At 71.3% G+C, this 18,932-nt stretch carries 21 protein-coding genes; 14 read left to right on the top strand and 7 right to left on the bottom strand.

All coding sequences use genetic code 11. The annotated features are described in order from the left end of the window. The first annotated feature begins 51 nt into the window (after window positions 1-51). Together OG975_RS07860 and OG975_RS07855 are read left to right on the top strand one after the other, a co-directional pair. Window positions 52-1,062 carry an EamA family transporter gene (locus OG975_RS07860; protein WP_406328371.1) on the top strand — a complete coding sequence of 337 codons (1,011 nt, stop codon included), beginning with the start codon at window positions 52-54 and terminating at the stop codon, window positions 1,060-1,062. A 204-nt stretch (window positions 1,063-1,266) separates the two neighbouring features. After that, window positions 1,267-2,235 (top strand): DMT family transporter, encoded by a 969-nt coding sequence (locus OG975_RS07855; protein ID WP_406328369.1) that lies wholly within the window; start codon window positions 1,267-1,269, stop codon window positions 2,233-2,235. Between the two features lie 114 nt (window positions 2,236-2,349). Here the strand turns inward: OG975_RS07855 and OG975_RS07850 are convergent, their stop codons facing one another. Continuing rightward, a complete protein-coding gene (locus OG975_RS07850; RefSeq protein ID WP_406328368.1) occupies window positions 2,350-2,979 on the bottom strand; it encodes an FMN-binding negative transcriptional regulator in 630 nt (209 codons plus the stop codon). Continuing rightward, window positions 2,979-3,680, bottom strand: coding sequence for a pyridoxamine 5'-phosphate oxidase family protein (locus tag OG975_RS07845; RefSeq protein WP_406328367.1), 702 nt, complete (start codon window positions 3,678-3,680; stop codon window positions 2,979-2,981). Before OG975_RS07845 ends, OG975_RS07850 begins: the two co-directional genes overlap by 1 nt. Window positions 3,681-3,727: 47 nt before the next feature. Between OG975_RS07845 and OG975_RS07840 the strand changes: the two genes are divergently transcribed. After that, window positions 3,728-5,059, top strand: a complete 1,332-nt coding sequence (locus tag OG975_RS07840; protein ID WP_406328366.1) for an aminotransferase class I/II-fold pyridoxal phosphate-dependent enzyme — start codon at window positions 3,728-3,730, stop codon at window positions 5,057-5,059. 53 nt (window positions 5,060-5,112) lie between these two features. Here OG975_RS07840 and OG975_RS07835 read toward each other — a convergent pair whose 3' ends face one another. Further along, window positions 5,113-6,048 carry a DMT family transporter gene (locus OG975_RS07835; RefSeq protein WP_406328365.1) on the bottom strand — a complete coding sequence of 312 codons (936 nt, stop codon included), beginning with the start codon at window positions 6,046-6,048 and terminating at the stop codon, window positions 5,113-5,115. A gap of 75 nt (window positions 6,049-6,123) precedes the next feature. Here OG975_RS07835 and OG975_RS07830 point away from each other — a divergent pair, with 75 nt between their 5' ends. Beyond that, complete coding sequence (locus OG975_RS07830; protein WP_406328364.1) at window positions 6,124-7,026, top strand: LysR family transcriptional regulator; 903 nt, start codon at window positions 6,124-6,126, stop codon at window positions 7,024-7,026. 76 nt (window positions 7,027-7,102) lie between these two features. Here OG975_RS07830 and OG975_RS07825 read toward each other — a convergent pair whose 3' ends face one another. After that, complete coding sequence (locus OG975_RS07825; RefSeq protein ID WP_406328363.1) at window positions 7,103-7,570, bottom strand: pyridoxamine 5'-phosphate oxidase family protein; 468 nt, start codon at window positions 7,568-7,570, stop codon at window positions 7,103-7,105. Window positions 7,571-7,714: 144 nt separating this feature from the next. On the opposite strand from OG975_RS07825, the gene OG975_RS07820 reads away from it, so the two are divergent. Beyond that, the gene (locus OG975_RS07820; protein ID WP_406328361.1) at window positions 7,715-8,353 is read left to right on the top strand and encodes a cysteine hydrolase; all 639 of its coding nucleotides are present in this window, start codon (window positions 7,715-7,717) and stop codon (window positions 8,351-8,353) included. 10 nt (window positions 8,354-8,363) lie between these two features. Here OG975_RS07820 and OG975_RS07815 read toward each other — a convergent pair whose 3' ends face one another. Further along, window positions 8,364-8,819 (bottom strand): Rieske (2Fe-2S) protein, encoded by a 456-nt coding sequence (locus OG975_RS07815; RefSeq protein WP_406328360.1) that lies wholly within the window; start codon window positions 8,817-8,819, stop codon window positions 8,364-8,366. A gap of 231 nt (window positions 8,820-9,050) precedes the next feature. On the opposite strand from OG975_RS07815, the gene OG975_RS07810 reads away from it, so the two are divergent. The 7 genes from OG975_RS07810 (at window position 9,051) to OG975_RS07780 (ending at window position 15,230) form a co-directional block, all read left to right on the top strand. Further along, window positions 9,051-9,815, top strand: coding sequence for a HipA family kinase (locus tag OG975_RS07810; RefSeq protein ID WP_406328359.1), 765 nt, complete (start codon window positions 9,051-9,053; stop codon window positions 9,813-9,815). Then, complete coding sequence (locus OG975_RS07805) at window positions 9,812-10,195, top strand: DUF3037 domain-containing protein (RefSeq protein WP_327427110.1); 384 nt, start codon at window positions 9,812-9,814, stop codon at window positions 10,193-10,195. The genes OG975_RS07810 and OG975_RS07805 overlap by 4 nt, the downstream gene beginning before the upstream one ends. Before the next feature lie 159 nt (window positions 10,196-10,354). After that, window positions 10,355-11,116 carry a 3-oxoacyl-ACP reductase FabG gene (fabG, locus tag OG975_RS07800; protein WP_406328357.1) on the top strand — a complete coding sequence of 254 codons (762 nt, stop codon included), beginning with the start codon at window positions 10,355-10,357 and terminating at the stop codon, window positions 11,114-11,116. Between the two features lie 17 nt (window positions 11,117-11,133). Next, window positions 11,134-11,895, top strand: coding sequence for an SDR family oxidoreductase (locus OG975_RS07795; protein ID WP_330303044.1), 762 nt, complete (start codon window positions 11,134-11,136; stop codon window positions 11,893-11,895). A 244-nt stretch (window positions 11,896-12,139) separates the two neighbouring features. Beyond that, on the top strand, window positions 12,140-13,720 hold the full coding sequence (locus OG975_RS07790; protein WP_406328356.1) for an ABC transporter substrate-binding protein: 1,581 nt from the start codon (window positions 12,140-12,142) through the stop codon (window positions 13,718-13,720). A gap of 126 nt (window positions 13,721-13,846) precedes the next feature. After that, on the top strand, window positions 13,847-14,530 hold the full coding sequence (gene ung, locus OG975_RS07785) for a uracil-DNA glycosylase (RefSeq protein ID WP_406328354.1): 684 nt from the start codon (window positions 13,847-13,849) through the stop codon (window positions 14,528-14,530). Between the two features lie 142 nt (window positions 14,531-14,672). Further along, window positions 14,673-15,230: a hypothetical protein gene (locus OG975_RS07780; protein WP_406328352.1), complete on the top strand. Its 558-nt coding sequence runs from the start codon at window positions 14,673-14,675 to the stop codon at window positions 15,228-15,230. Window positions 15,231-15,390: 160 nt separating this feature from the next. Here the strand turns inward: OG975_RS07780 and OG975_RS07775 are convergent, their stop codons facing one another. Further along, window positions 15,391-15,849, bottom strand: coding sequence for a hypothetical protein (locus OG975_RS07775; protein WP_406328351.1), 459 nt, complete (start codon window positions 15,847-15,849; stop codon window positions 15,391-15,393). Window positions 15,850-16,019: 170 nt separating this feature from the next. Between OG975_RS07775 and OG975_RS07770 the strand changes: the two genes are divergently transcribed. Then, complete coding sequence (locus tag OG975_RS07770) at window positions 16,020-16,433, top strand: hypothetical protein (protein ID WP_406328349.1); 414 nt, start codon at window positions 16,020-16,022, stop codon at window positions 16,431-16,433. Between the two features lie 10 nt (window positions 16,434-16,443). Beyond that, window positions 16,444-17,355, top strand: a complete 912-nt coding sequence (locus OG975_RS07765; RefSeq protein ID WP_406328348.1) for a Gfo/Idh/MocA family protein — start codon at window positions 16,444-16,446, stop codon at window positions 17,353-17,355. Here the strand turns inward: OG975_RS07765 and lnt are convergent. Beyond that, window positions 17,273-18,847 carry an apolipoprotein N-acyltransferase gene (gene lnt, locus OG975_RS07760; protein WP_406328347.1) on the bottom strand — a complete coding sequence of 525 codons (1,575 nt, stop codon included), beginning with the start codon at window positions 18,845-18,847 and terminating at the stop codon, window positions 17,273-17,275. The two genes, OG975_RS07765 and lnt, sit on opposite strands and share 83 nt — an antisense overlap. Window positions 18,848-18,932 lie beyond the last annotated feature (85 nt).

Here is an 18,932-nt window from a genome sequence, read left to right as displayed (position 1 = left end):
GTTGAGACAGGTGTCATTGGGGATGACGCTCATGTCGCCGCCTGTCATCATGTGCCGGTGCATACGTCTCAAGGCAGTCAGGGCAACCGCGGAAGGGGCGTCGGCCTGGGCCTCGCGCTCGCGTCGGCGGTCGCCTTCGGTGGATCGGGTGTCGCGGCCAAGCCGCTGATCGAAGCGGGGCTCGACCCGCTCCACGTGGTGTGGCTGCGCGTCACGGGCGCCGCGCTGGTGATGCTGCCGCTGGCCGTACGCCACCGGGCGCTGCTGCGACTGCGCCCCGCGCTGCTCGCCGGCTTCGGACTGCTCGGCGTGGCCGGCGTCCAGGCCTTCTACTTCGCCGCGATCTCCCGTGTCCCCGTCGGCGTCGCCCTGCTCGTCGAGTACCTCGCGCCCGCGCTCGTGCTCGGCTGGGTGCGCTTTGTGCAGCGCCGGCCCGTGACACGCGCCGCGGCCCTCGGGGTCGTCCTCGCGGTCGGCGGACTCGCCTGCGTGGTCGAGGTGTGGTCCGGGCTGAGCTTCGACCTCGTCGGACTGCTGCTCGCACTGGGCGCCGCCTGCTGCCAGGTCGGCTACTTCGTCCTGTCCGACCAGGGCAGCGACGCCGGCGACGAGGCACCGGACCCGCTCGGCGTGATCGCGTACGGGCTGATCGTCGGCACGCTCGTGCTGACCGTCGTAGCGCGCCCCTGGACGATGGACTGGTCCGTACTCGGGGGCAGCGCGGACATGAACGGGACGTCCGTGCCCGCCGCGCTGCTCCTCAGCTGGATCGTGCTGATCGCGACCGTCGTCGCCTACGTCACCGGAGTGGTCTCCGTGCGCCGGCTCTCCCCGCAGGTCGCGGGCGTCGTGGCCTGTCTCGAAGCGGTGATCGCGACCGTCCTCGCCTGGGTGCTGCTCGGCGAGCACCTCTCGGCACCGCAGATCATCGGCGGCTCGGTGGTGCTGCTCGGCGCGTTCATCGCGCAGTCGTCGGCGCCCGCGAAGCCCTCGGACGGGCCGGTCGCCAGCGGTGGGAGCGACGCCGAAAGAGAGTTGTCGGCCCAGGGAACCGCCGCCTAGGGTGCTGATCATGCCTTCGACGCTCGTTCTTCCGCCTCCGGCCGCCTGAGGCGGGCCCTCCGGAATCCACGCCCGGCCTGGTGCCGGGCGGAACGGTGCTGCCCGCAGAAGAAGTCCGAGGACCTTTCCGTACGTCCCTGCCCTCGCGGCATGGGCGGCGACGTGGTCCCTTCCTGAACTTCTGCGTATCTGCGGAGAGAACACGTGTCGAATACTGCTTCAGGCCTGCCCATCGGGCGAGGCCTCCTCTATCTGATCGTCGCCGGTGCCGCCTGGGGCACCGCGGGTGCGGCCGCGTCGCTGGTCTACCGGGCCAGCGACATGGGGCCGATCGCCCTCTCCTTCTGGCGCTGCGCCGGCGGACTCGTGCTGCTGCTCGCCGTACGGCTGCGGCGGCGCCGGCCGGTCGCGCCCGCCGTCCGTGAGCCGCTCGGCCGCAAGGCCCTGCGGATCGGCGTCACGGGCCTCGGGCTCGCCGTTTTCCAGACCGCCTACTTCGCCGCCGTCGAGGCGACCGGCCTCGCCGTGGCGACCGTCGTCACGCTCGGCGCCGGGCCCGTGCTCATCGCGCTCGGCGCGCGGCTGACCATGGGGGAGCGGCTCGGGCGCGGCGGGACCGCCGCCGTCGCCGGGGCACTCGCCGGGCTCGGGGTGCTGGTGCTGGGCAGCGGGGGTGCGACGGTGCGCCCCGCGGGCGTCGTGCTCGCGGTCGTGTCCGCGGCCGGGTACTCGACGATGACGCTGCTCACCCGGTGGTGGGGCCGCGACGGCCGAGCCGACGGGTCCGGCGCGACGGCGTGGATGTTCGCCGTCACCACCGTCTGCCTGCTGCCGTTCGGCCTGGCCGAGGGTCTGGTCCCGCACGCTGCCCAACCGGTGCATGTCCTGGCCCTGTTGGCGTACATCGCCGCCATTCCCACCGCGCTGGCCTACGCCCTGTTCTTCGCGGGCGCCGCCGTCGTCCGTGCCGCGACCGTCTCCGTGATCATGCTCCTGGAGCCGGTGAGCGCGGCAGCACTGGCCGTCGGGCTGCTGGGTGAACGACTCACCCTGGCGACCGTCGCGGGCACCCTGCTGATGCTGGGCTCGGTCGCGGGGCTCGCGGTGGCGGAGACGCGGGGCGCGGGGGTCGGTGGGCACACGGAGCCCGAGGAGGAAGCGGTGCTCGTCTGAGGCGTGGGGCGTGGGGCGCGGGCTCGCTCGGGCCTGTGCCCCCAGGCCCCCCGCCTCCAGACCCCCCGTATCGGCCTGAGCGGCCTCGTCCTCAAACGCCGGACGGGCTGAGAATCAGCCCCGCCTGCGCATCTGATGCTCCCGGGCCGCCGCGTCCCCCGGTCCGCCCCGCGCGGCCAGCCCGGCCGCGATCCGCTCCTGAACCTCCTCCGGTTTGTGGCTCGCGTACTTGAACTTCGCCCGTACGTCGGTCACTTCGAGGCGGAGGCCGCGGATGCCGGCGAGGAGACGGCCGTACGGAGCCTCGCCGACGGCGGCGGTCGCCGAGCCGCCGTCCGGCTGGAAGTGGCCGACCTGGCGGTTCAGCAGATCGGCCTTCTCCTGTGGGTCGTCCACGACGTGGGCGGTGCAGCGGAGTTGGACGGCCGTGTAGAAGCTCGTCGGCGTGCCGTGCTCGGGCGGCGCGTCCGGCGGGGCCTGCCAGGGGCCGGGGATGAAGGCGTAGTCGTCCACCACGCTCAGCAGCACGACCGGGTTCGCTTCGAGCGCGGGCCACAGCGGGTTCGGGCGCGCCAAGTGGGTCAGGGCCTCTCCCCGTTGGGCGTCGTACGCGAAGTGCAGTGGCTGCACGTGCGGCGGCTCGCCGGGCAGGCCGTTCACCGCGAGCTGCCCGAAGTCGTGGGTGGCGAGCCACCGTTGCCACTCGGCCTCGTCGCGGGGCGCGTCCCAGGGGTGGATCAGCATCAGAGGGTCGTCAGGTAGTCGGGGAGTTCGATACCGGGGGCCAGGTCGTCGGCCGGGATCGGGGCGCCGTACCCCTTGGCCAGCGGGAGGACTCCGGTCCAGTGGGGGAGCGAGAGGTCCTCGGGCTCGTCGTTCGGGCCGCCGGTGCGCAGCTTCGCGGAGACCTCGTCCAGGTCGAGGCTGATCACGGCGGTGGCCGCGAGTTCCTTGGCGTTGGCGGGGCGCGAGTCGTAGGAGCGGCCGGGGACGACATGGTCGACCAGCGCGTCGAGGGCCGTGCGCTTCTCGTCCGGGTCCGTCACCTGGTGGGCGATGCCGTGGACCACCACGGAGCGGTAGTTGATCGAGTGGTGGAAGGCCGAGCGGGCCAGCACCAGGCCGTCGACATGGGTCACGGTCAGGCAGACCGGCAGCCCGGGATCGGCCTGGCCCGTCATCCGCAGCGGGCGCGAGCCCGTCGAGCCGTGCACGTAGAGGCGCCGGCCGACCCGCCCGTAGAGAGTGGGGAGGACGACCGGGGCGCCGTCGCGGACGAAGCCGAGGTGGCAGACGTATCCCTCGTCGAGTATCGCGTGCACCAGCTCGTGGTCGTACGCGGCGCGGTCCCTGGAACGGGTGGGGACGGTGCGGTCGGTCGGGGTGTAGGCAGCGGGCCGCGTCGTCCCGGGCCGGGTGCTCGTCTCCTGCGTCGTCTCCGACATGGCGTTCTCCATTGCCTTTCGTAATGCACTAGTGCATAATCTGCTTTGTGCTAGGAGAGTATCGGATCGAAGGGCGTCGCGCAGCCGAGATTGCCGCGAGCGTCGAGCGTGCGGTGGGGTCGGGAGACCTGGAGCCGGGTCAACTGCTGCCGCCGATGCGGGAGTTGGCCGAGCGGCTCGGGGTGAATCCCAATACCGTCGCGGCCGCCTATCGAACGCTGCGCGAGCGGGGGGTCATCGAGACCGCGGGCCGCCGAGGCAGCCGGGTGCGCTCGAAGCCCGCCACCACGGGGCGCGAGTACATCCGGGTCGAGGTGCCGGACGGTGTGCGGGACGTGGCCGACGGCAACCCCGACCGCGGACTGCTGCCCGGTCTCGCCGAGCCGTTCGCGGCCGCCGCCGAGCGGTCGGACCGCGAGGCCGTGATGTACGGGGCGGCGGCGGTCGAACCGGAGCTCGCGCGGCTCGCGCGCGCCGACCTGGACGCGGACGGGGTGCCCGGCGGGCCCGTCGTCGTCACCTCCGGATCGCTCGACGCCATCGAGCGCGTCCTCGCGGTCCATCTCAAGCCCGGGGACGCCGTCGCCGTCGAGGACCCCGGCTGGGGCAGCCTGCTCGACCTCGCCCCGGCTCTCGGGCTGCGCACGGTCGGTGTCGGTGTGGATGACGAGGGCCCGCTTCCCGACGACGTACGCCGTGCGCTGGAGGCCGGAGCGCGGGCCCTGATCGTCACGGACCGGGCGCAGAACCCGACCGGCGCCGCGGTGAGCGCCACGCGCGCGCGTGCCCTGCGTTCCGTGCTCGCGGAGTACCCGGAGACCCTGCTCATCGAGGACGACCACGGGCATCGGATCGTCGACCTGCCCCTGCACCCGCTGGCCGGGGTGACGCGCAGCTGGGCCTTCGTGCGCTCCGTCGCCAAGGCGTACGGCCCCGACCTGCGGCTCGCCGTCCTCACCGGGGACCCCGTCACCGTCGATCGTGTGCACGGGCGGCAGCGGCTGGGGCCCGGCTGGGTGAGCCATCTGCTCCAGCGGGCCGTCGTCCACCTGTGGGCCGGCGGCGCGGTGGACGCCAAGGCCGTGGCGGCCGCGTACGGACGGCGCCGCGACGCGCTGATCGACGCCCTCAAGGAGCGGGGCATCGAGGCGTACGGGCGCAGCGGGATGAACGTGTGGATCCCCGTCCCGGACGAGACAGGGGCGGTCGCGCGGTTGCTGCACTCCGGCTGGGCGGTCGCGCCCGGGGCGCGTTTCCGGATGAGCGCGCCGCCCGGGATCCGGATCACCGTCTCGACTCTGACCCCGGACGACATCGAGCCGCTGGCGGACGCCGTCGCGTCGGCCGTGGGCCCGGCGCCCGCGCGCCGTTACATGTGACCCGGCTCGTACGCTGTCCGACCTCAGCCGGACCGTACGCCGCTATGCGCGGGTCATCGGCGCGGCTTGGCCTGGGTGAGCGCCGCGCCCGCGAGCACGATCACCGCGCCGACCGGAGTCGACCAGGTCAGCGACTCGCCGAGGATCGCGACGCCCGCCGCGGTGGCTATCACCGGGATGAAGTACGTGACCATCTGGGCCGTCGTCGGGCCGACCTCGGCGACGATGCCGTACTGGACGAGCATGGCCAGGCCCGTGCCGAGGGCTCCCAGGGCGACGATCGCGAGCAGCGGGACCATCGGGAAGTGGCTCGGCAGGGTGGTGAACAGCGGGGTGACGAGGGCCAGTTGGGCGGTGGCGAGCAGCAGCTGGGCGCCGGTCATCGACAGGTGCGAGTGGCCGGTGCCGGCCAGTGTGCGGCGGACGTAGATCCAGCCGATCGGGTAGCTCAGCGAGGCCAGCAGGGCCATCGCCGTGCCCGTGGCGTCCAGGCCGTGGAAGCCCTGCCAGACACCGAGGACCGTCAGGACGCCGAGGAAGCCGATGCCGAGACCCGCCACCCTGCGCCGGGTCGGCCGGTCCTCGGAGAGGGCGACCAGGGACAGGGTCATGCCCCACAAAGGCGAGGTCGCGTTGCAGATGCCCGCGAGCGTGGACGGGATCGTCAGCTCGGAGTAGGCGAAGAGCGAGAACGGCAGCGCGTTGAGCAGGAGGGCCGCGACCGCGAGATGCCCCCAGGTCCGGGCCCCGCGCGGCAGCCGCTCCCGCTTCACCGCCATCGCCGCCGCGAGCACCGCCGTGCCGAACAGCAGCCGCCCGAAGGTGACTTGGAACGGCGCGTAGCCCTCCGTGCCGACCTTGATGAGCAGGAAGCTGAAACCCCAGATCACGGAGAGGACGCCGAAGCGGATCCGCCAGTCGAGGGCGGTGCGGCGGCGGGGGATCGTGGCGGTCGGGGTGTCGGTTCGAGGAGTGGTCACGGCGCTCATGGACACAACGATGAGGCAGGGTGATCTCGTAGCACAAGCGAGATTTTTCGAGCAGTATCTCGTAGCATTGCTTATATGTTGAATCTGGAGCGCCTGCGCACCCTCGACGCCCTCGCCCGGCACGGCTCGGTGAGCGGCGCTGCCGAGGGGCTGCACGTCACGACGTCGGCCGTCTCCCAGCAGATGTCCAAGCTGGAGCGCGAGGTGGGGCAGCAGCTGCTCGCCAAGAACGGGCGGGGCGTGCGCCTCACCGACGCCGGGAGACTGCTCGCCGAGCATGCCGCGCGCATCCTGTCCCAGGTCGAGCTCGCTCAGTCCGACCTGGAGGCGCAGCGCGGTCAGGTGGTGGGTGAGCTGCGGCTCTCGGCGTTCCCTACCGCCGCGCGCGGGCTGTTCCCGGCCGCGCTCGCCGCTCTCCGCGCCGACCACCCGGGGCTGCGGGTGCGCTCCAGCGAGCTGGAACCGGAGGCCGGGGTCGCCGGGGTGGTACGCGGCGATCTCGACCTGGCGGTGGTGCTCGACTGGTACAACAAGCCGATGCCGCTGCCCGACGGCCTGGTGAAGGCGGCGATCCTCGACGACCCGGCCGATGTGGCGATGCCGGTCGGGCACCGGCACGCGGGCCGCGCGGAGGTGGACCTCGGCGACTTCGCCGAAGACGAGTGGATCACCTGGGGCGAGGGCGAGTTCTGCCACGAGTGGCTGATGTTCACGCTGCGCTCCCAGGGCATCGAGCCGCACATCGGCCATCGCGCGGCGGAGACGCACACCCAGCTCGGCCTGGTCGCCGCGGGGCTCGGCGTGTGCGTGGCCCCCCTCCTCGGCCGCAATCCGATGCCCGAGGGAGTCGTCACCGTGCCGGTGCGGCAGCGTGTGCGCCGCCATGTGTACGTCGTGTGGCGGGCCGACGCCGACCGCCGGCCGTCGATCAGGGCGGCGGTGGACGCCTTGCGCAGGGCCGGGGAGGCCGTCAAGTGAGCCGGACGGAAGCGATCTGCACGGATGTGAGCGGCACGGAAGCGAGTTGCGCCGACGTGAGTCGCGTCGAAGTGGGCTAGATAGGCGGCAGTTTCCGGAAGTCCCACGAAGCGATCGCCTCCGGCGTCAGCCGCGCCCACGCGTGGCGGCCGTCGTGCGGCATCTCCTCCAGGCCGAAGTTCTTGCGCGCGAACAGCGTCTCCGGGACGTCGAGTTCGGCGCACAGATCTCCGGTGCGGGGGACCTCGCCCACGAACTCCACGGTGCCGGACAGCTCGACGCCCCGCAGCTCCCCGTAGTCCTCGCCGGAGTCGATCACCACGGCGATCCGCGGGTCGCGGCGCAGCTCCGTCCAGCGCTTGCTGCGTACCACGGAGTACAGCCACAGTGAGGTCCCGTCCCAGGCGAACCAGAGGGCGCTCACATGCGGCGCGCCGTCCTTCGACACGGTCGCGACGCGGCAGGTGCGCTGGGTGGTGAGGAACTCGTCCAGTTCGCCGGGAGTCATCATGATCTTCCGGCCTCTGCGCTGAGTGACGGCCATGCGGTCCCCTCTTCTTCCGCGTCGGCCTTCTTCCGGGCCGACAGAGATCTTCTGACATCTCGTCAGAAAAGCATGGGCCGTCTTCCGTCCCCACGCAATGGTCGTTACGCTCGCCCGCTCCGACCTCCGGCAACAAGGGGAGCCATGCCGTCGTACGAACAGCTCAGCGAACTCCTCGCGCCCGCCACCACGGTGCTGCTCACCGTCGAGTGCCAGCAGGGTGTCGTGGGCCAGGACAGCGCGCTGCCCGAACTCGCCAAGGAGGTGCGGTCCTCGGGTGCGCTCGCCAATGTCGCCCGGCTGGTGGCCGCCGCGCACGAGAGCGGGGTGCAGGTGATCCATGCGATCGCCGAGCGGCGCCCGGACGGCCGGGGCGCCAACCACAACGCCCGGTTGTTCCGCGCGGCCGAGCGGCTGCCCGTGCGGCAGTTGACGGGAACCACGGCCGTGCGGGTCGCGCCACCCATCGAGGTCGCCGAGGAGGACTTCGTCGTACGCCGGCTACACGGCCTTTCGCCGATCGCGGGCACCGATGTCGACCCGCTGCTGCGCAACCTGGGCTGCCGCACCCTCGTGGTGACCGGTGTCTCGGCCAACGTGGCCATCCCCAATGCCGTGTTCGATGCCGTCAACCGCGGCTACACCGCCGTGGTGCCCGCGGACGCCATCGCGGGGGTGCCCTCCGACTACACCCCCGCGATGATCCGCAACACGCTCGCCCTGGTCGCCACCATCACGGCGACCGACGATGTGCTGGCCTGCTTCAAGCGACCGCGCCGCTGAAGTCCCGGGATCACGCGAGCTTGATCGAGTCCCCGCTCACGGTGATGTTCTCGGCGGGCAGCGCCTTGGTCGCGGGGCCCTTCTTCACGCTGCCGTCGGTGACGGAGAACTCGCTCTTGTGGCACGGGCAGGTGATCACCCCGTCGGTGACACCCGTCACCGCGCAGCCCAGGTGGGTGCACTTGGACGAGAACGCCTTGAAGGTGCCCGCCGTGGGCTGCGTGACCACCACGCCCTGGTCCTTGAAGATCTTGCCGCCGCCCTCGGGGATGTCGGAGGTCTTGGCGATCTCGGTTCCGGCGGCGGCACCCTGTGCCGTGGACGAACTGGATGAATTGGACGAGCTGGACGACTTGTCGTCCGATCCGCACGCGGTCAGCGCGACGGCGAGCCCCGCCGCGCCGACCGCCGCCACGACGGTGCGGCGTGCCGGTGCCGGAACGGGGTGAAGCGATTCGCTGGTCATGCTGACTTTCCCTTCAACGGACGTGATGGTGATCTGTACAGAAGTACGGTCCGCCCGTGTGCCCTGTTCAGGGGGTTGGGGACTTCTTGGCCCAATCGACAGCGGGTCGACAGCTGTTCGGCCCTCGTCGACAGCGGGTCGACAGCCTGGGCGACCCCATGGGGATGCAGGGCGCAGCGGGCACCCTCGGGTCGCGTCCGATGCCCGTGACCACACCAGTAGCCTGGGGCGATGCTCAAGGAAGTCATCGCGACCCGCTACATCACGCCGCTGCGTGAGGGTGGCTCGCTGCCGGGGCTCGTCGAGGCCGACGATCTCGGGACGTACGTCATGAAGTTCACCGGCGCCGGACAGGGGCGCAAGACGCTCGTGGCGGAGGTCGTCTGCGGTGAACTCGCCCGCCGGCTCGGCCTGCGGGTGCCCGGCCTGGTGACGATCGGCCTCGACCCGGTGATGGGACTCGGCGAGCCGGACCAGGAGGTTCAGGGGCTGCTGAAGTCGAGCGGCGGGCTGAACCTCGGGATGGACTTCCTCACCCGCGCGATCGGCTTCGATCCGCTGGCCTTCCGTGTGAGTCCCGAGGAGGCCGGGCGGATCGTCTGGTTCGACGCGCTCGTCAACAACGTCGACCGCTCCTGGCGCAACCCCAACCTGCTGATGTGGCACGGCGATCTGTGGCTCATCGACCACGGTGCCACGATGATCTGGCACCACCACTGGCCCGGCGCGGAGGCCTCCGCCGCCAAGCCGTACGACGTCTCCGACCACGCGCTCGTGTCCTTCGGGCCGGACATCGCCTCCGCCGCCGCCGAGCTGGCGCCGCTGGTCACCGAGGAGCTGCTCGCGGAGGTGACCGCCGAGATCCCCGACGCGTGGCTCGCGGACGAGCCCGGCTTCGACTCGGCCGACGCGCTGCGCCGCGCCTACGCGCGGCCGCTTCTGGCGCGCGCCGCCGTCATCCACGAGCGGATCAAGGGCATCGAGGGGGACAAGTGAGCGAGCGGGACGTCTTCGAGTACGCGCTGCTGCGTGTGGTGCCGCGGGTCGAGCGCGGCGAGTGCTTCAACGCGGGCGTGCTGGTGTACTGCCGCGCCAAGTCCTACGTCGGGGTGCGTACACATCTGGACGAGACCAAGCTGCGGGCACTCGACCCGGAGGCGGACGTGGCGGGCGTACGGGCCGCGCTGCGTGCTGTCGAGGGGGTCTGTGCGGGCGGTGAAGCGGCAGGTCAGGCGGCGCGCGACGACGCCGGGCGGCGGTTTCGCTGGCTGATCGCTCCGCGCTCGACGGTCGTCCAGCCGGGGCCCGTGCACACCGGACTGACCGCCGATCCGGAGGCCGAGACGGAGCGGTTGCTCCAGTTGCTGGTCAGGTAATGGATCACACCGGCGTGGTGTGCCGTTGACACCGAGTGCCAGGGCTTCTAGCGTCACGTCTGCTGAAGGTACTAAGCGGTCGCTCACCGCAGGGGCGTACCGTGTGAGCCGCAGGGCATGTCAGGCCGCAGGGCTTTTCAAGGGCGAGGAGAACCAGCAATGTCCACCACTGAGCAGCGCGTCGCCGTAGTCACCGGTGCCGCGCGCGGCATCGGTGCCGCGACCGCCGTACGACTGGCCGCGGAGGGCCGCGCCGTCGCGGTGATCGACCTCGACGAGGCCGCGTGCAAGGACACCGTCGAGAAGATCACCGCCGCCGGCGGCAAGGCCATCGCCGTCGGCTGTGACGTCTCCGACGAGGCCCAGGTCGAGGCCGCCGTCGCGCGGATCGCCGAGGAGCTCGGTGCGCCGACGATCCTGGTGAACAACGCGGGCGTGCTCCGCGACAACCTGCTGTTCAAGATGAGCGCGTCCGACTGGGACACGGTCATGAACGTGCACCTGCGCGGCGCCTTCCTGATGGCGAAGACCTGCCAGAAGCACATGGTGGACGCCAAGTTCGGCCGGATCGTCAACCTCTCCTCGTCCTCGGCGCTGGGCAACCGCGGCCAGGCCAACTACTCCACCGCCAAGGCCGGTCTCCAGGGCCTCACCAAGACCCTCGCCATCGAGCTCGGCAAGTTCGGCGTCACCGCGAACGCCGTCGCGCCCGGCTTCATCGTCACCGACATGACCGCCGCCACCGCCGCCCGCGTCGGGATGGACTTCGAGGACTTCCAGGCCGCCGCCGCCACCCAGATCCCGGTCCAGCGCGTCGGCAACCCCGACGACATCGCCAACGCCATCGCCTTCTTCACCGGCGAGGCCGCCGGATTCGTCTCCGGCCAGGTGCTGTACGTGGCCGGCGGGCCGCTCAACTAAGGCCGGGAGGCACGGACATGACCACACTTCCCGAACTCTCGGGCAAGGTCGCGCTCATCACGGGCGCGAGCCGCGGCATCGGCTACGGCGTCGCGGAGGCCATGGTCGCCCGCGGCGACCGGATCTGCATCACCGGCCGCAACGAGGACGCCCTGAAGGAGGCCGTCGAGGCGCTCGGCTCCGACCGCGTCATCGGCGTCGCCGGCAAGGCCCACGACGAAGCCCACCAGGCCCACGCCGTCGAGCGCACCATGGAGGCCTTCGGGCGCGTCGACTTCCTGGTCAACAACGCCGGTACGAACCCGGTGTTCGGGCCGATCGCCGACCTGGACCTCAATGTGGCGCGCAAGGTCTTCGAGACCAACGTCGTCTCGGCGCTCGGCTTCGCCCAGCAGACCTGGAAGGCCTGGCAGAGCGAGAACGGCGGCGCGATCGTCAACATCGCCTCCGTCGCCGGCCTCGCCCCCTCGCCGTTCATCGGTGCGTACGGCATCAGCAAGGCCGCCATGATCAACCTGACCGTGCAGCTGGCGCACGAGTTCGCGCCCAAGGTGCGGGTCAACGCGATCGCGCCCGCAGTGGTGAAGACCAAGTTCGCCGCGGCCCTGTACGAGGGCCGTGAGGCGGAGGCGGCCGCGGCCTACCCGCTCGGCCGGCTCGGGGTGCCCTCCGACATCGGCGGCGCCGCCGCGTTCCTGACCTCGCAGCAGTCGGACTGGGTCACCGGCCAGACGCTCGTGGTCGACGGCGGCATGTTCCTCAACGCCGGAGTGGAGTAGCCCACGCGCCGTCCAGCGGTCCGTGTGGCGTCGAGCACCCCTCAACTTGTAGAGGGTTGACAAAAACTACGACGACGTCGACCTAGCACCGATTCGACGAAGGCTTCGACAAGGGGTCCACAGAAGCCTGACAACGTAGTCACATCCGCGCTGATCAAGTGCCCTGCCCGGAACACGGTTCCACCGGCAGGGCACTGCGGTATGGTCTGCCGACCCTTGGTACGGCAGATCGAGGAGCGTGCGCGTGTTCAACCGGAACCGATGTCTACGACAGCTGGCGGCGATCACGTCCATAACCCTGGTGGCCGGGTGTGGCGTTCTCTCCTCGGGGTCGTCCGACGACAAGGGACCGATCGTGGTGGGCACCACCAGCGCCCCGAGCACGCTGGACCCGGCCGCCTCCTGGGACGGCTCCTGGGAGCTGTTCCGCAACATCTACCAGACGCTGCTCGGCTACCCCGACGGCGCCGTCACGCCTCAGCCCGACGCGGCCGAGAGCTGCGCGTTCACGAACGCGTCCAATCGCACGTACCGCTGTGTACTGCGCCCGAACATGAAGTTCTCCGACGGGGATTCGCTCGACGCGCGGGCCGTCAAGCACTCGATCGACCGGATCAGGAAGATCGCCGTACCCGGCGGTCCGGCGGGCCTGCTCGGCAGTCTCGACCGGGTCCAGGTGCTGGGCGACCGCGAGATCGTCTTCCACCTCAACAAGCCCGACGCCACCTTCCCGTTCGTCCTGGCCACCCCCGCCATGTCGATCGTCGACCCCGACGACTACCCCGCCGACGCCCTGCGCAAGGACGGCAAGGTCTTCGGGTCCGGGCCGTACAGCCTCCGGTCCTACGAGGAGGGCAAGCGGGCCGAACTCGTCAGGAACGACCACTACGACGGCTTCGCCCAGCGCAAGAACGACGCGGTCACCATCCGCTACTTCCCGGACTCGGCCCAGATGGTCAAGGCCCTCAAGGACAAGAAGATCGACGTCACCTACCGCGGTCTCGCGGCCTCGGACATCGTCGCCCTCAAGGGGCCCGACTCCCGGAAGGGCATTGAGCTCCTCGAAGGCGCCGGCACCGAGATCAGCTACCTGGTGTTCAACCCGAAGGACCCGTGGGCCAGGAAGCTCGCGGTCCGCAAGGCGATCGCCCAGGTCGTCGACCGGCCCGCGATCGCGCACAAGGTCTACAAGGACACCGTCGATCCGCTGTACTCCATGGTCCCCGCGGGCCTGACCGGGCACACCACCGGCTTTTTCGACGACTACGGAGACCCCAGTTCGTCCAAGGCCCGCAAGATCCTCCTGGAGGCGGGCATCAACGAACGCGTCCCGCTGACCCTCTGGTACACGACCGACCGCTACGGCTCCGAGACCGCCCCGGAGTTCCAGGAGCTCAAGAGCCAGCTCGAAGGCTCCGGCCTGTTCCGTGTCACGCTCCGGAGCCGCCCCTGGAAGACGTACGAAGCGGGCTACCGCAAGGGCGAGTACCCGGTGTTCGGGCGCGGCTGGTTCCCCGACTTCCCGGACGCCGAGAACTTCATCGCCCCCTTCGTAGGCGAGCAGAACGCGCTCGGTACGCCCTATCCGGCCCCGCGGATCACCAACACCCTGCTGCCCGAGTCGCGCGGCGAGAGCGACCGCGGCGCCGTGGTGAAGGAGTTCGAGGAGGCCCAGCAGATCCTCGTCGACGACGCCCGGCTGCTGCCGCTGTGGCAGGGCAAGCAGTACGTCGCCGCGAGCGAGGACATCTCGGGCGGCGAGCGGGCCCTGGACCCCTCGACGATCATGACGATGTGGGAGCTGCACCGCAAAACCAGCTGGTAGCGCACGGCGGGGCGAGCCGGTGGCGGACTGCGAGACCACGTGGTGGACCGGGGGCCGGAGCCGATTGTCAGTGGGCGACGGTAGGTTCTGTGGTCTGGAAGTGACCGCACATCGGAGGAAGTTGACGTGACCGATATCGCCATGCTGCCCGAGTCCTGGCGCGGCGTCCTGGGCGAGGAGCTGCAGCAGCCCTACTTCAAGGAACTCACCGAGTTCGTCGAGGAGGAGCGCGCGAAGGGTCCCGTCTACCCTCCGCGGGAGGAGGTCTTCGCCGCCCTCGACGCGACGCCGTACGAGAAGGTGAAGGTGCTGATCCTCGGTCAGGACCCGTACCACGGCGAGGGCCAGGGGCACGGTCTGTGCTTCTCGGTCCGCCCGGGCGTGAAGACCCCGCCTTCGCTCCGCAACATCTACAAGGAGATGAAGGAGGAGCTGGGCACCCCGATCCCGGACAACGGCTATCTGATGCCGTGGGCCGAGCAGGGCGTGCTGCTGCTCAACGCGGTGCTGACCGTGCGCTCCGGTGAGGCCAACTCGCACAAGGGCAAGGGCTGGGAGAAGTTCACGGACGCGGTGATCCGCGCCGTCGCCGACCGGTCCGACCCGGCGGTCTTCGTGCTGTGGGGCAACTACGCGCAGAAGAAGCTCCCGCTGATCGACGAGGAGCGGCACGTGGTGGTGAAGGGGGCGCACCCCTCACCGCTGTCCGCGAAGAAGTTCTTCGGCTCGCATCCGTTCACGCAGATCGACGAGGCGGTGGCCCGGCAGGGCCACGAGCCGATCGACTGGCGGATTCCCGACCTGGGCTGACACGGCCGCGGGGCGGCTGGGCCGGGCGGGGGCCGGTCCGGCCGTCACCGGCCTGGCCCAGCGGCGTACGGGGGCGCCTGAGCGTGATTGTCAGTGGCTCCGGTTAGCGTCGTGAGGGACAGTGACGAGCCTGGAGGACGCGGTGGCGGAGCAACAGGAGCAGGCGGCGCCGGACGCCATGATGACCCGGATCGGGCAGGTCGTCATGCTGCACCACGGCGGTGACCGCGAGGAGGCTCGCTGCCGCTTCCTCGACCTGTGGGCCGAGATCGGCGAGGACGGCGACCCCCTGCACCGCTGCACACTGGCGCACTACATGGCCGACACGCAGGACGACCCTTCGGACGAACTCGCCTGGGACCTCAGGGCGTTGTCGGCGGCCGACGAACTCGGCGACGGGCGGGTCGCCGAGCACCACCAGTCGCTCGCGGTGCGGGCGTTCTACCCGTCGCTGCATCTGAACCTGGCCGCCGACTATGTGAAGCTCGGCCGCTCCGAGGCCGCCCGCAGCCATCTGCGCCGGGCCCGCGGCGCGGTCGGCGCCCTCGGGGACGACAGCTACGGGGACGGTGTCCGCGCGGCGATCGGCCGCCTGGAGCTGAGACTCGACGGGGACGGGACATCGGGGGAGGGCGGCAGTCCCGATCGCTTCGGGGGACCCGGAGGGGAGACGCTGGGGCCACCGAGACAGCGGCCTTAGGGTGCCCATGCCCCTGCAGCTGCGGCGCCGGTCCGTCACCGTCGCCTCCTCACGGAGGTCCGGTGCGGGCTCGCCCCTCACGAGGGTTCGGTGCGGGCTTCACGGGCAGCGCGGCGCGACCTCGCGGCCACGCACCCGCTCTGGGCAGGCACCGGCTCCGTCAATTCCCGTACGCCCCCTTGCAGATGACCGCCTCCGGGCTGTCCGCCTTCCAGCCCCCGTACGTTCTGCCGAGGGCGCACACATCCGGGTTCTTCGGTACCTCGGGGGAGACGGGCGGGACGGCGACGCGGCGCTCCGGGCGCCGGGGCTCGGGATGCGGGGTGGGGTGGCGGCGCGGAGGGATCACCGGTGCGGCGGCGGTCGGTGGGGGAGCCGCGCGGTGCGGCGTCGCCGCGCTCGGTGAGGGCTTGCGGGACGGCCCGATGAGCTCCAGCGCCTCCCGCGCCGGTGCCTGCACGATCTGTGGCTCGGCCTTGCCGTCCGTGCGCGGGGTGGAGGGCCGGGACGGCGCGGTCGGCGGGCCGGAGGCGGGCGGTCGCTGGACGGTCACACACCCGGTGAGGGCGGTGACAGCCACGGTGACCAGGAGCGTTGCGGTCGTCGTCGTTCGATGCACCCGCGCAACTCTGCTGTGTCCGGCCCTCTTTGGGGAGCGGACGAGCGCAGGATGCCCCACACGGGTGATCCTTCCGCTCCTCCGGTGGGTTGTGCCGTCGGCAGGGTGACCCGGCGCCGGGCGCCTCACTCGCTGGTGGCGCCGTCGATCCGCTCCCGGATCAGAGCCGCGTGGCCGATGCGGCGGGCGTACTCCTTGAGCATGTGGGTGTCAGCCGACGCAGGCTGACGGGGTCCGCCGGCCCGGAGGCGCTGCCGCCGCCGTCGCCCCCGCAGGGCAGCGGGCCGCCGACGACGAGAAGCGGGAGCTCCTGCGCCGGTCCGGTGACTGGTACGAGCCTGACCGCGTACACGGCGGACCGCCTGCCCCGTACGACCGCCATCGCCCGGACGGCCGTCCAGATCGCCCGGGTCGACCTGATGAGCAATCGTGTGGGCGTCGCCGTACGCGACACCGTGATCGCTGTGCAGTCCAGGGCCGCACCCGCGCTCTTCCTGCGCAGCTTGTACGGCATGCGGGACTGGTGGCCGCCCGGGCAGCCGTATGCTTCCGACGAGGTCACGTACCCGGAACGCACCCCTTGAGGAGACCCCTGTGAAGGTCGGCTGCATCGGACTCGGTGACATCGCGCAGAAGGCGTATCTGCCGGTGCTCGGTGTACAGCCGGGGGTCGAGCTGCATCTTCAGACGCGGACGCCGGCGACGCTCGCCCAGGTCGGCGACAGCCTCCACCTTCCGGAGGGGCAGCGTCATACGGACCTGGCGGAGCTGCTGGCGCAGAATCTCGACGCGGCGTTCGTGCACGCGGCCACCGTCGCGCACCCCGAGATCGTCACTCGCCTGCTGGAGGCGGGCGTACCGACGTACGTGGACAAGCCGCTGGCGTACGAACTCGCCGACTCGGAGCGGCTCGTGCGGCTCGCGGAGGAGCGGAACGTCGGCCTCGCCGTCGGCTTCAACCGGCGTTACGCCCCCGGGTACGCGCAGTGCGCAGATCACCCCCGTGAGCTGATCCTGATGCAGAAGAACCGCATAGGGCTGCCCGAGGAGGCCCGCACGATGGTCCTCGACGACTTCATCCATGTCGTGGACACCCTGCGGTTCCTGGCGCCGGGCCCGGTCGACGACGTGACCGTGCGGGCCCGCGTCGAGGACGGACTGCTGCACCATGTCGTGCTGCAACTGGCCGGGGAGGGCTTCACGGCGCTCGGTGTGATGAACCGGCTCAGCGGCTCGAACGAGGAGATCCTCGAGGTCTCGGGCCAGGACACCAAGCGTCAGGTGGTCAACCTCGCCGAGGTGATCGACCACAAGGGGCAGCCGACCGTGCGACGGCGCGGGGACTGGGTGCCGGTGGCCCGGCAGCGCGGCATCGAGCAGGCGGTACTCGCGTTCCTCGACGCCGTCCGCGCGGGCAAGGTGCTCAGCGCCCGGGACGCGCTGGCGACCCATGAGCTGTGCGAGCGCGTGGTGCGTGCGGTGCAGGAGCGGATCGCCGCAGTCTGAACGCGCGGGTGCCCTCCATCGCGCAGAGCGCCGCCAGCACCAGCAGGGCCCCGTGCACCGGCCAGTCGCCGAACCGGACGTACGGCGTGACACCCCGGGCCAGCGGCACGTCGTACACCATCGTCGTGCTCGCGTCCGTGCCGAGCCAGGAGCCGATGCGTTCGCCGCTCGGGCCGTAGACGGCGGAGACGCCGGTCAGCGTCGCGTGCACCATCGGGCGGCCGGTCTCGGCGGCCCGCAGGGCGGCGAGCGAGGCGTGCTGCTCCGGCGCCCAGCTCTGCTGGAAAGTCGACGTCGACGACTGCGCGAGAAGGACCTCGGCGCCGTCCTGGGCCAGATGGCGGCTCATGTCGGGGAAGGCCGTCTCGAAGCAGACCATCGGGCCGACGCGCAGCCCGTGCCCGACGTTCATCACGACCTGTTCGGTGCCCTTCCTGCGGTCCTCACCCGCGGCCTTGCCCACCGAGGTCGCCCAGCCGAGCAGGGAACGCGCGGGTATGTACTCGCCGAAGGGCACGAGCCGCATCTTGTCGTAGCGGGCGCCGGTCGGGCCCTGTGGTCCCACCAGGACCGAACTCTTGTAGATGCCGGGCCGGTCGGAGCGGCGCGCGTCGACGTTCACCATGATGTCGGCGCCGGTCAGCCGGGACAGCGCGGCGAGCCGCTTCGCCAGGTCGGGCCGGTCGGCCAGATCGAAGCCGACGCTGCTCTCGCCCCAGACGACCAGGTCGAGGTGGCGCCCGGCGAGCGTGCGGGTGAGCGCCTCCTCGCGCGCGAAGCGCTTGTCGCCGCTGCCGATGCCGTCCACCACACCGGGCTGTACGACGGCGATCCGGACCCGGCCGTCGACCTCCGGGCGCGGCGACCACACCCACGCCGCCGAGGTCGCGGCGGCCGTCGCGACCAGCCCGGCCACGGCGGGCATACGGGACTCACGCACCGAGACCAGTACGGCGACCGCGACATTGACCGCGACCACCAGGAAGCTCAGCAGCCACACCCCGCCGACCGAGGCCAGCCGCAGCGCGGGCGCCACCTGCCACTGGCTCGACCCGAGCAGACCCCACGGGCCGCCCAACCCCTGCCAGGACCGGACGAGTTCGACCATCAGCCAGCCGGACGGCAGCACCAGGAGCCCGGCACCGACCCGTCCCGGTGAGGGCACACCGGCGAGGAACCGCCGGACGAGCCAGCCCCAAGGGGCCCACAGCGCACCGAGCAGCGCCGCTATGACCACGGTGAACACATGCAGGCTCGGCAGCAGCCAGTGGTGCACGGCCAGCATGAAGCCCAGCCCACCGAGCCAGCCGTCGTACGCGGCCCGCCTGCCCGTCGGGGCCGAGCGGACCAGCAGGATCCAGGGCACGAGGGCGATGTAGGCGAACCACCACCACGACGGGGCGGGGAAGGTGAACACGGGCAGCGCGCCCGCCAGCGCGGCGACGACCCCGCGTCGCCAGGGGGAGACCAGCCAGTCTTCGGGCCTCGTCATGCAGCGCCTCCCTCCCCTGTGCGTGCTTCCAGTGTGCGCGTCGTGGACGATCTCCGACAGAGGGCATCGGAAGGGGCCCGTTCCG

This window comes from Streptomyces sp. NBC_00203 (assembly GCF_045206325.1).
Classification (GTDB): Bacteria; Actinomycetota; Actinomycetes; order Streptomycetales; family Streptomycetaceae; genus Streptomyces; species Streptomyces lutosisoli.
This window is presented reverse-complemented; position numbering and strand designations above follow the sequence as displayed.

Excerpts from the sequence above, each read along its gene's own strand:
- OG975_RS07850 (WP_406328368.1), bottom strand. The coding sequence starts at position 2,979 with ATGCTGATCCACCCCTGGGACGCGCCCCGCGACGAGGCCGAGTGGCAA.
- OG975_RS07845 (WP_406328367.1), bottom strand. The coding sequence starts at position 3,680 with ATGTCGGAGACGACGCAGGAGACGAGCACCCGGCCCGGGACGACGCGG.
- OG975_RS07835 (WP_406328365.1), bottom strand. The coding sequence starts at position 6,048 with ATGAGCGCCGTGACCACTCCTCGAACCGACACCCCGACCGCCACGATC.
- OG975_RS07830 (WP_406328364.1), top strand. The coding sequence starts at position 6,124 with ATGTTGAATCTGGAGCGCCTGCGCACCCTCGACGCCCTCGCCCGGCAC.
- OG975_RS07825 (WP_406328363.1), bottom strand. The coding sequence starts at position 7,570 with ATGGCCGTCACTCAGCGCAGAGGCCGGAAGATCATGATGACTCCCGGC.
- OG975_RS07820 (WP_406328361.1), top strand. The coding sequence starts at position 7,715 with ATGCCGTCGTACGAACAGCTCAGCGAACTCCTCGCGCCCGCCACCACG.
- OG975_RS07815 (WP_406328360.1), bottom strand. The coding sequence starts at position 8,819 with ATGACCAGCGAATCGCTTCACCCCGTTCCGGCACCGGCACGCCGCACC.
- OG975_RS07810 (WP_406328359.1), top strand. The coding sequence starts at position 9,051 with ATGCTCAAGGAAGTCATCGCGACCCGCTACATCACGCCGCTGCGTGAG.
- fabG (WP_406328357.1), top strand. The coding sequence starts at position 10,355 with ATGTCCACCACTGAGCAGCGCGTCGCCGTAGTCACCGGTGCCGCGCGC.
- OG975_RS07795 (WP_330303044.1), top strand. The coding sequence starts at position 11,134 with ATGACCACACTTCCCGAACTCTCGGGCAAGGTCGCGCTCATCACGGGC.
- lnt (WP_406328347.1), bottom strand. The coding sequence starts at position 18,847 with ATGACGAGGCCCGAAGACTGGCTGGTCTCCCCCTGGCGACGCGGGGTC.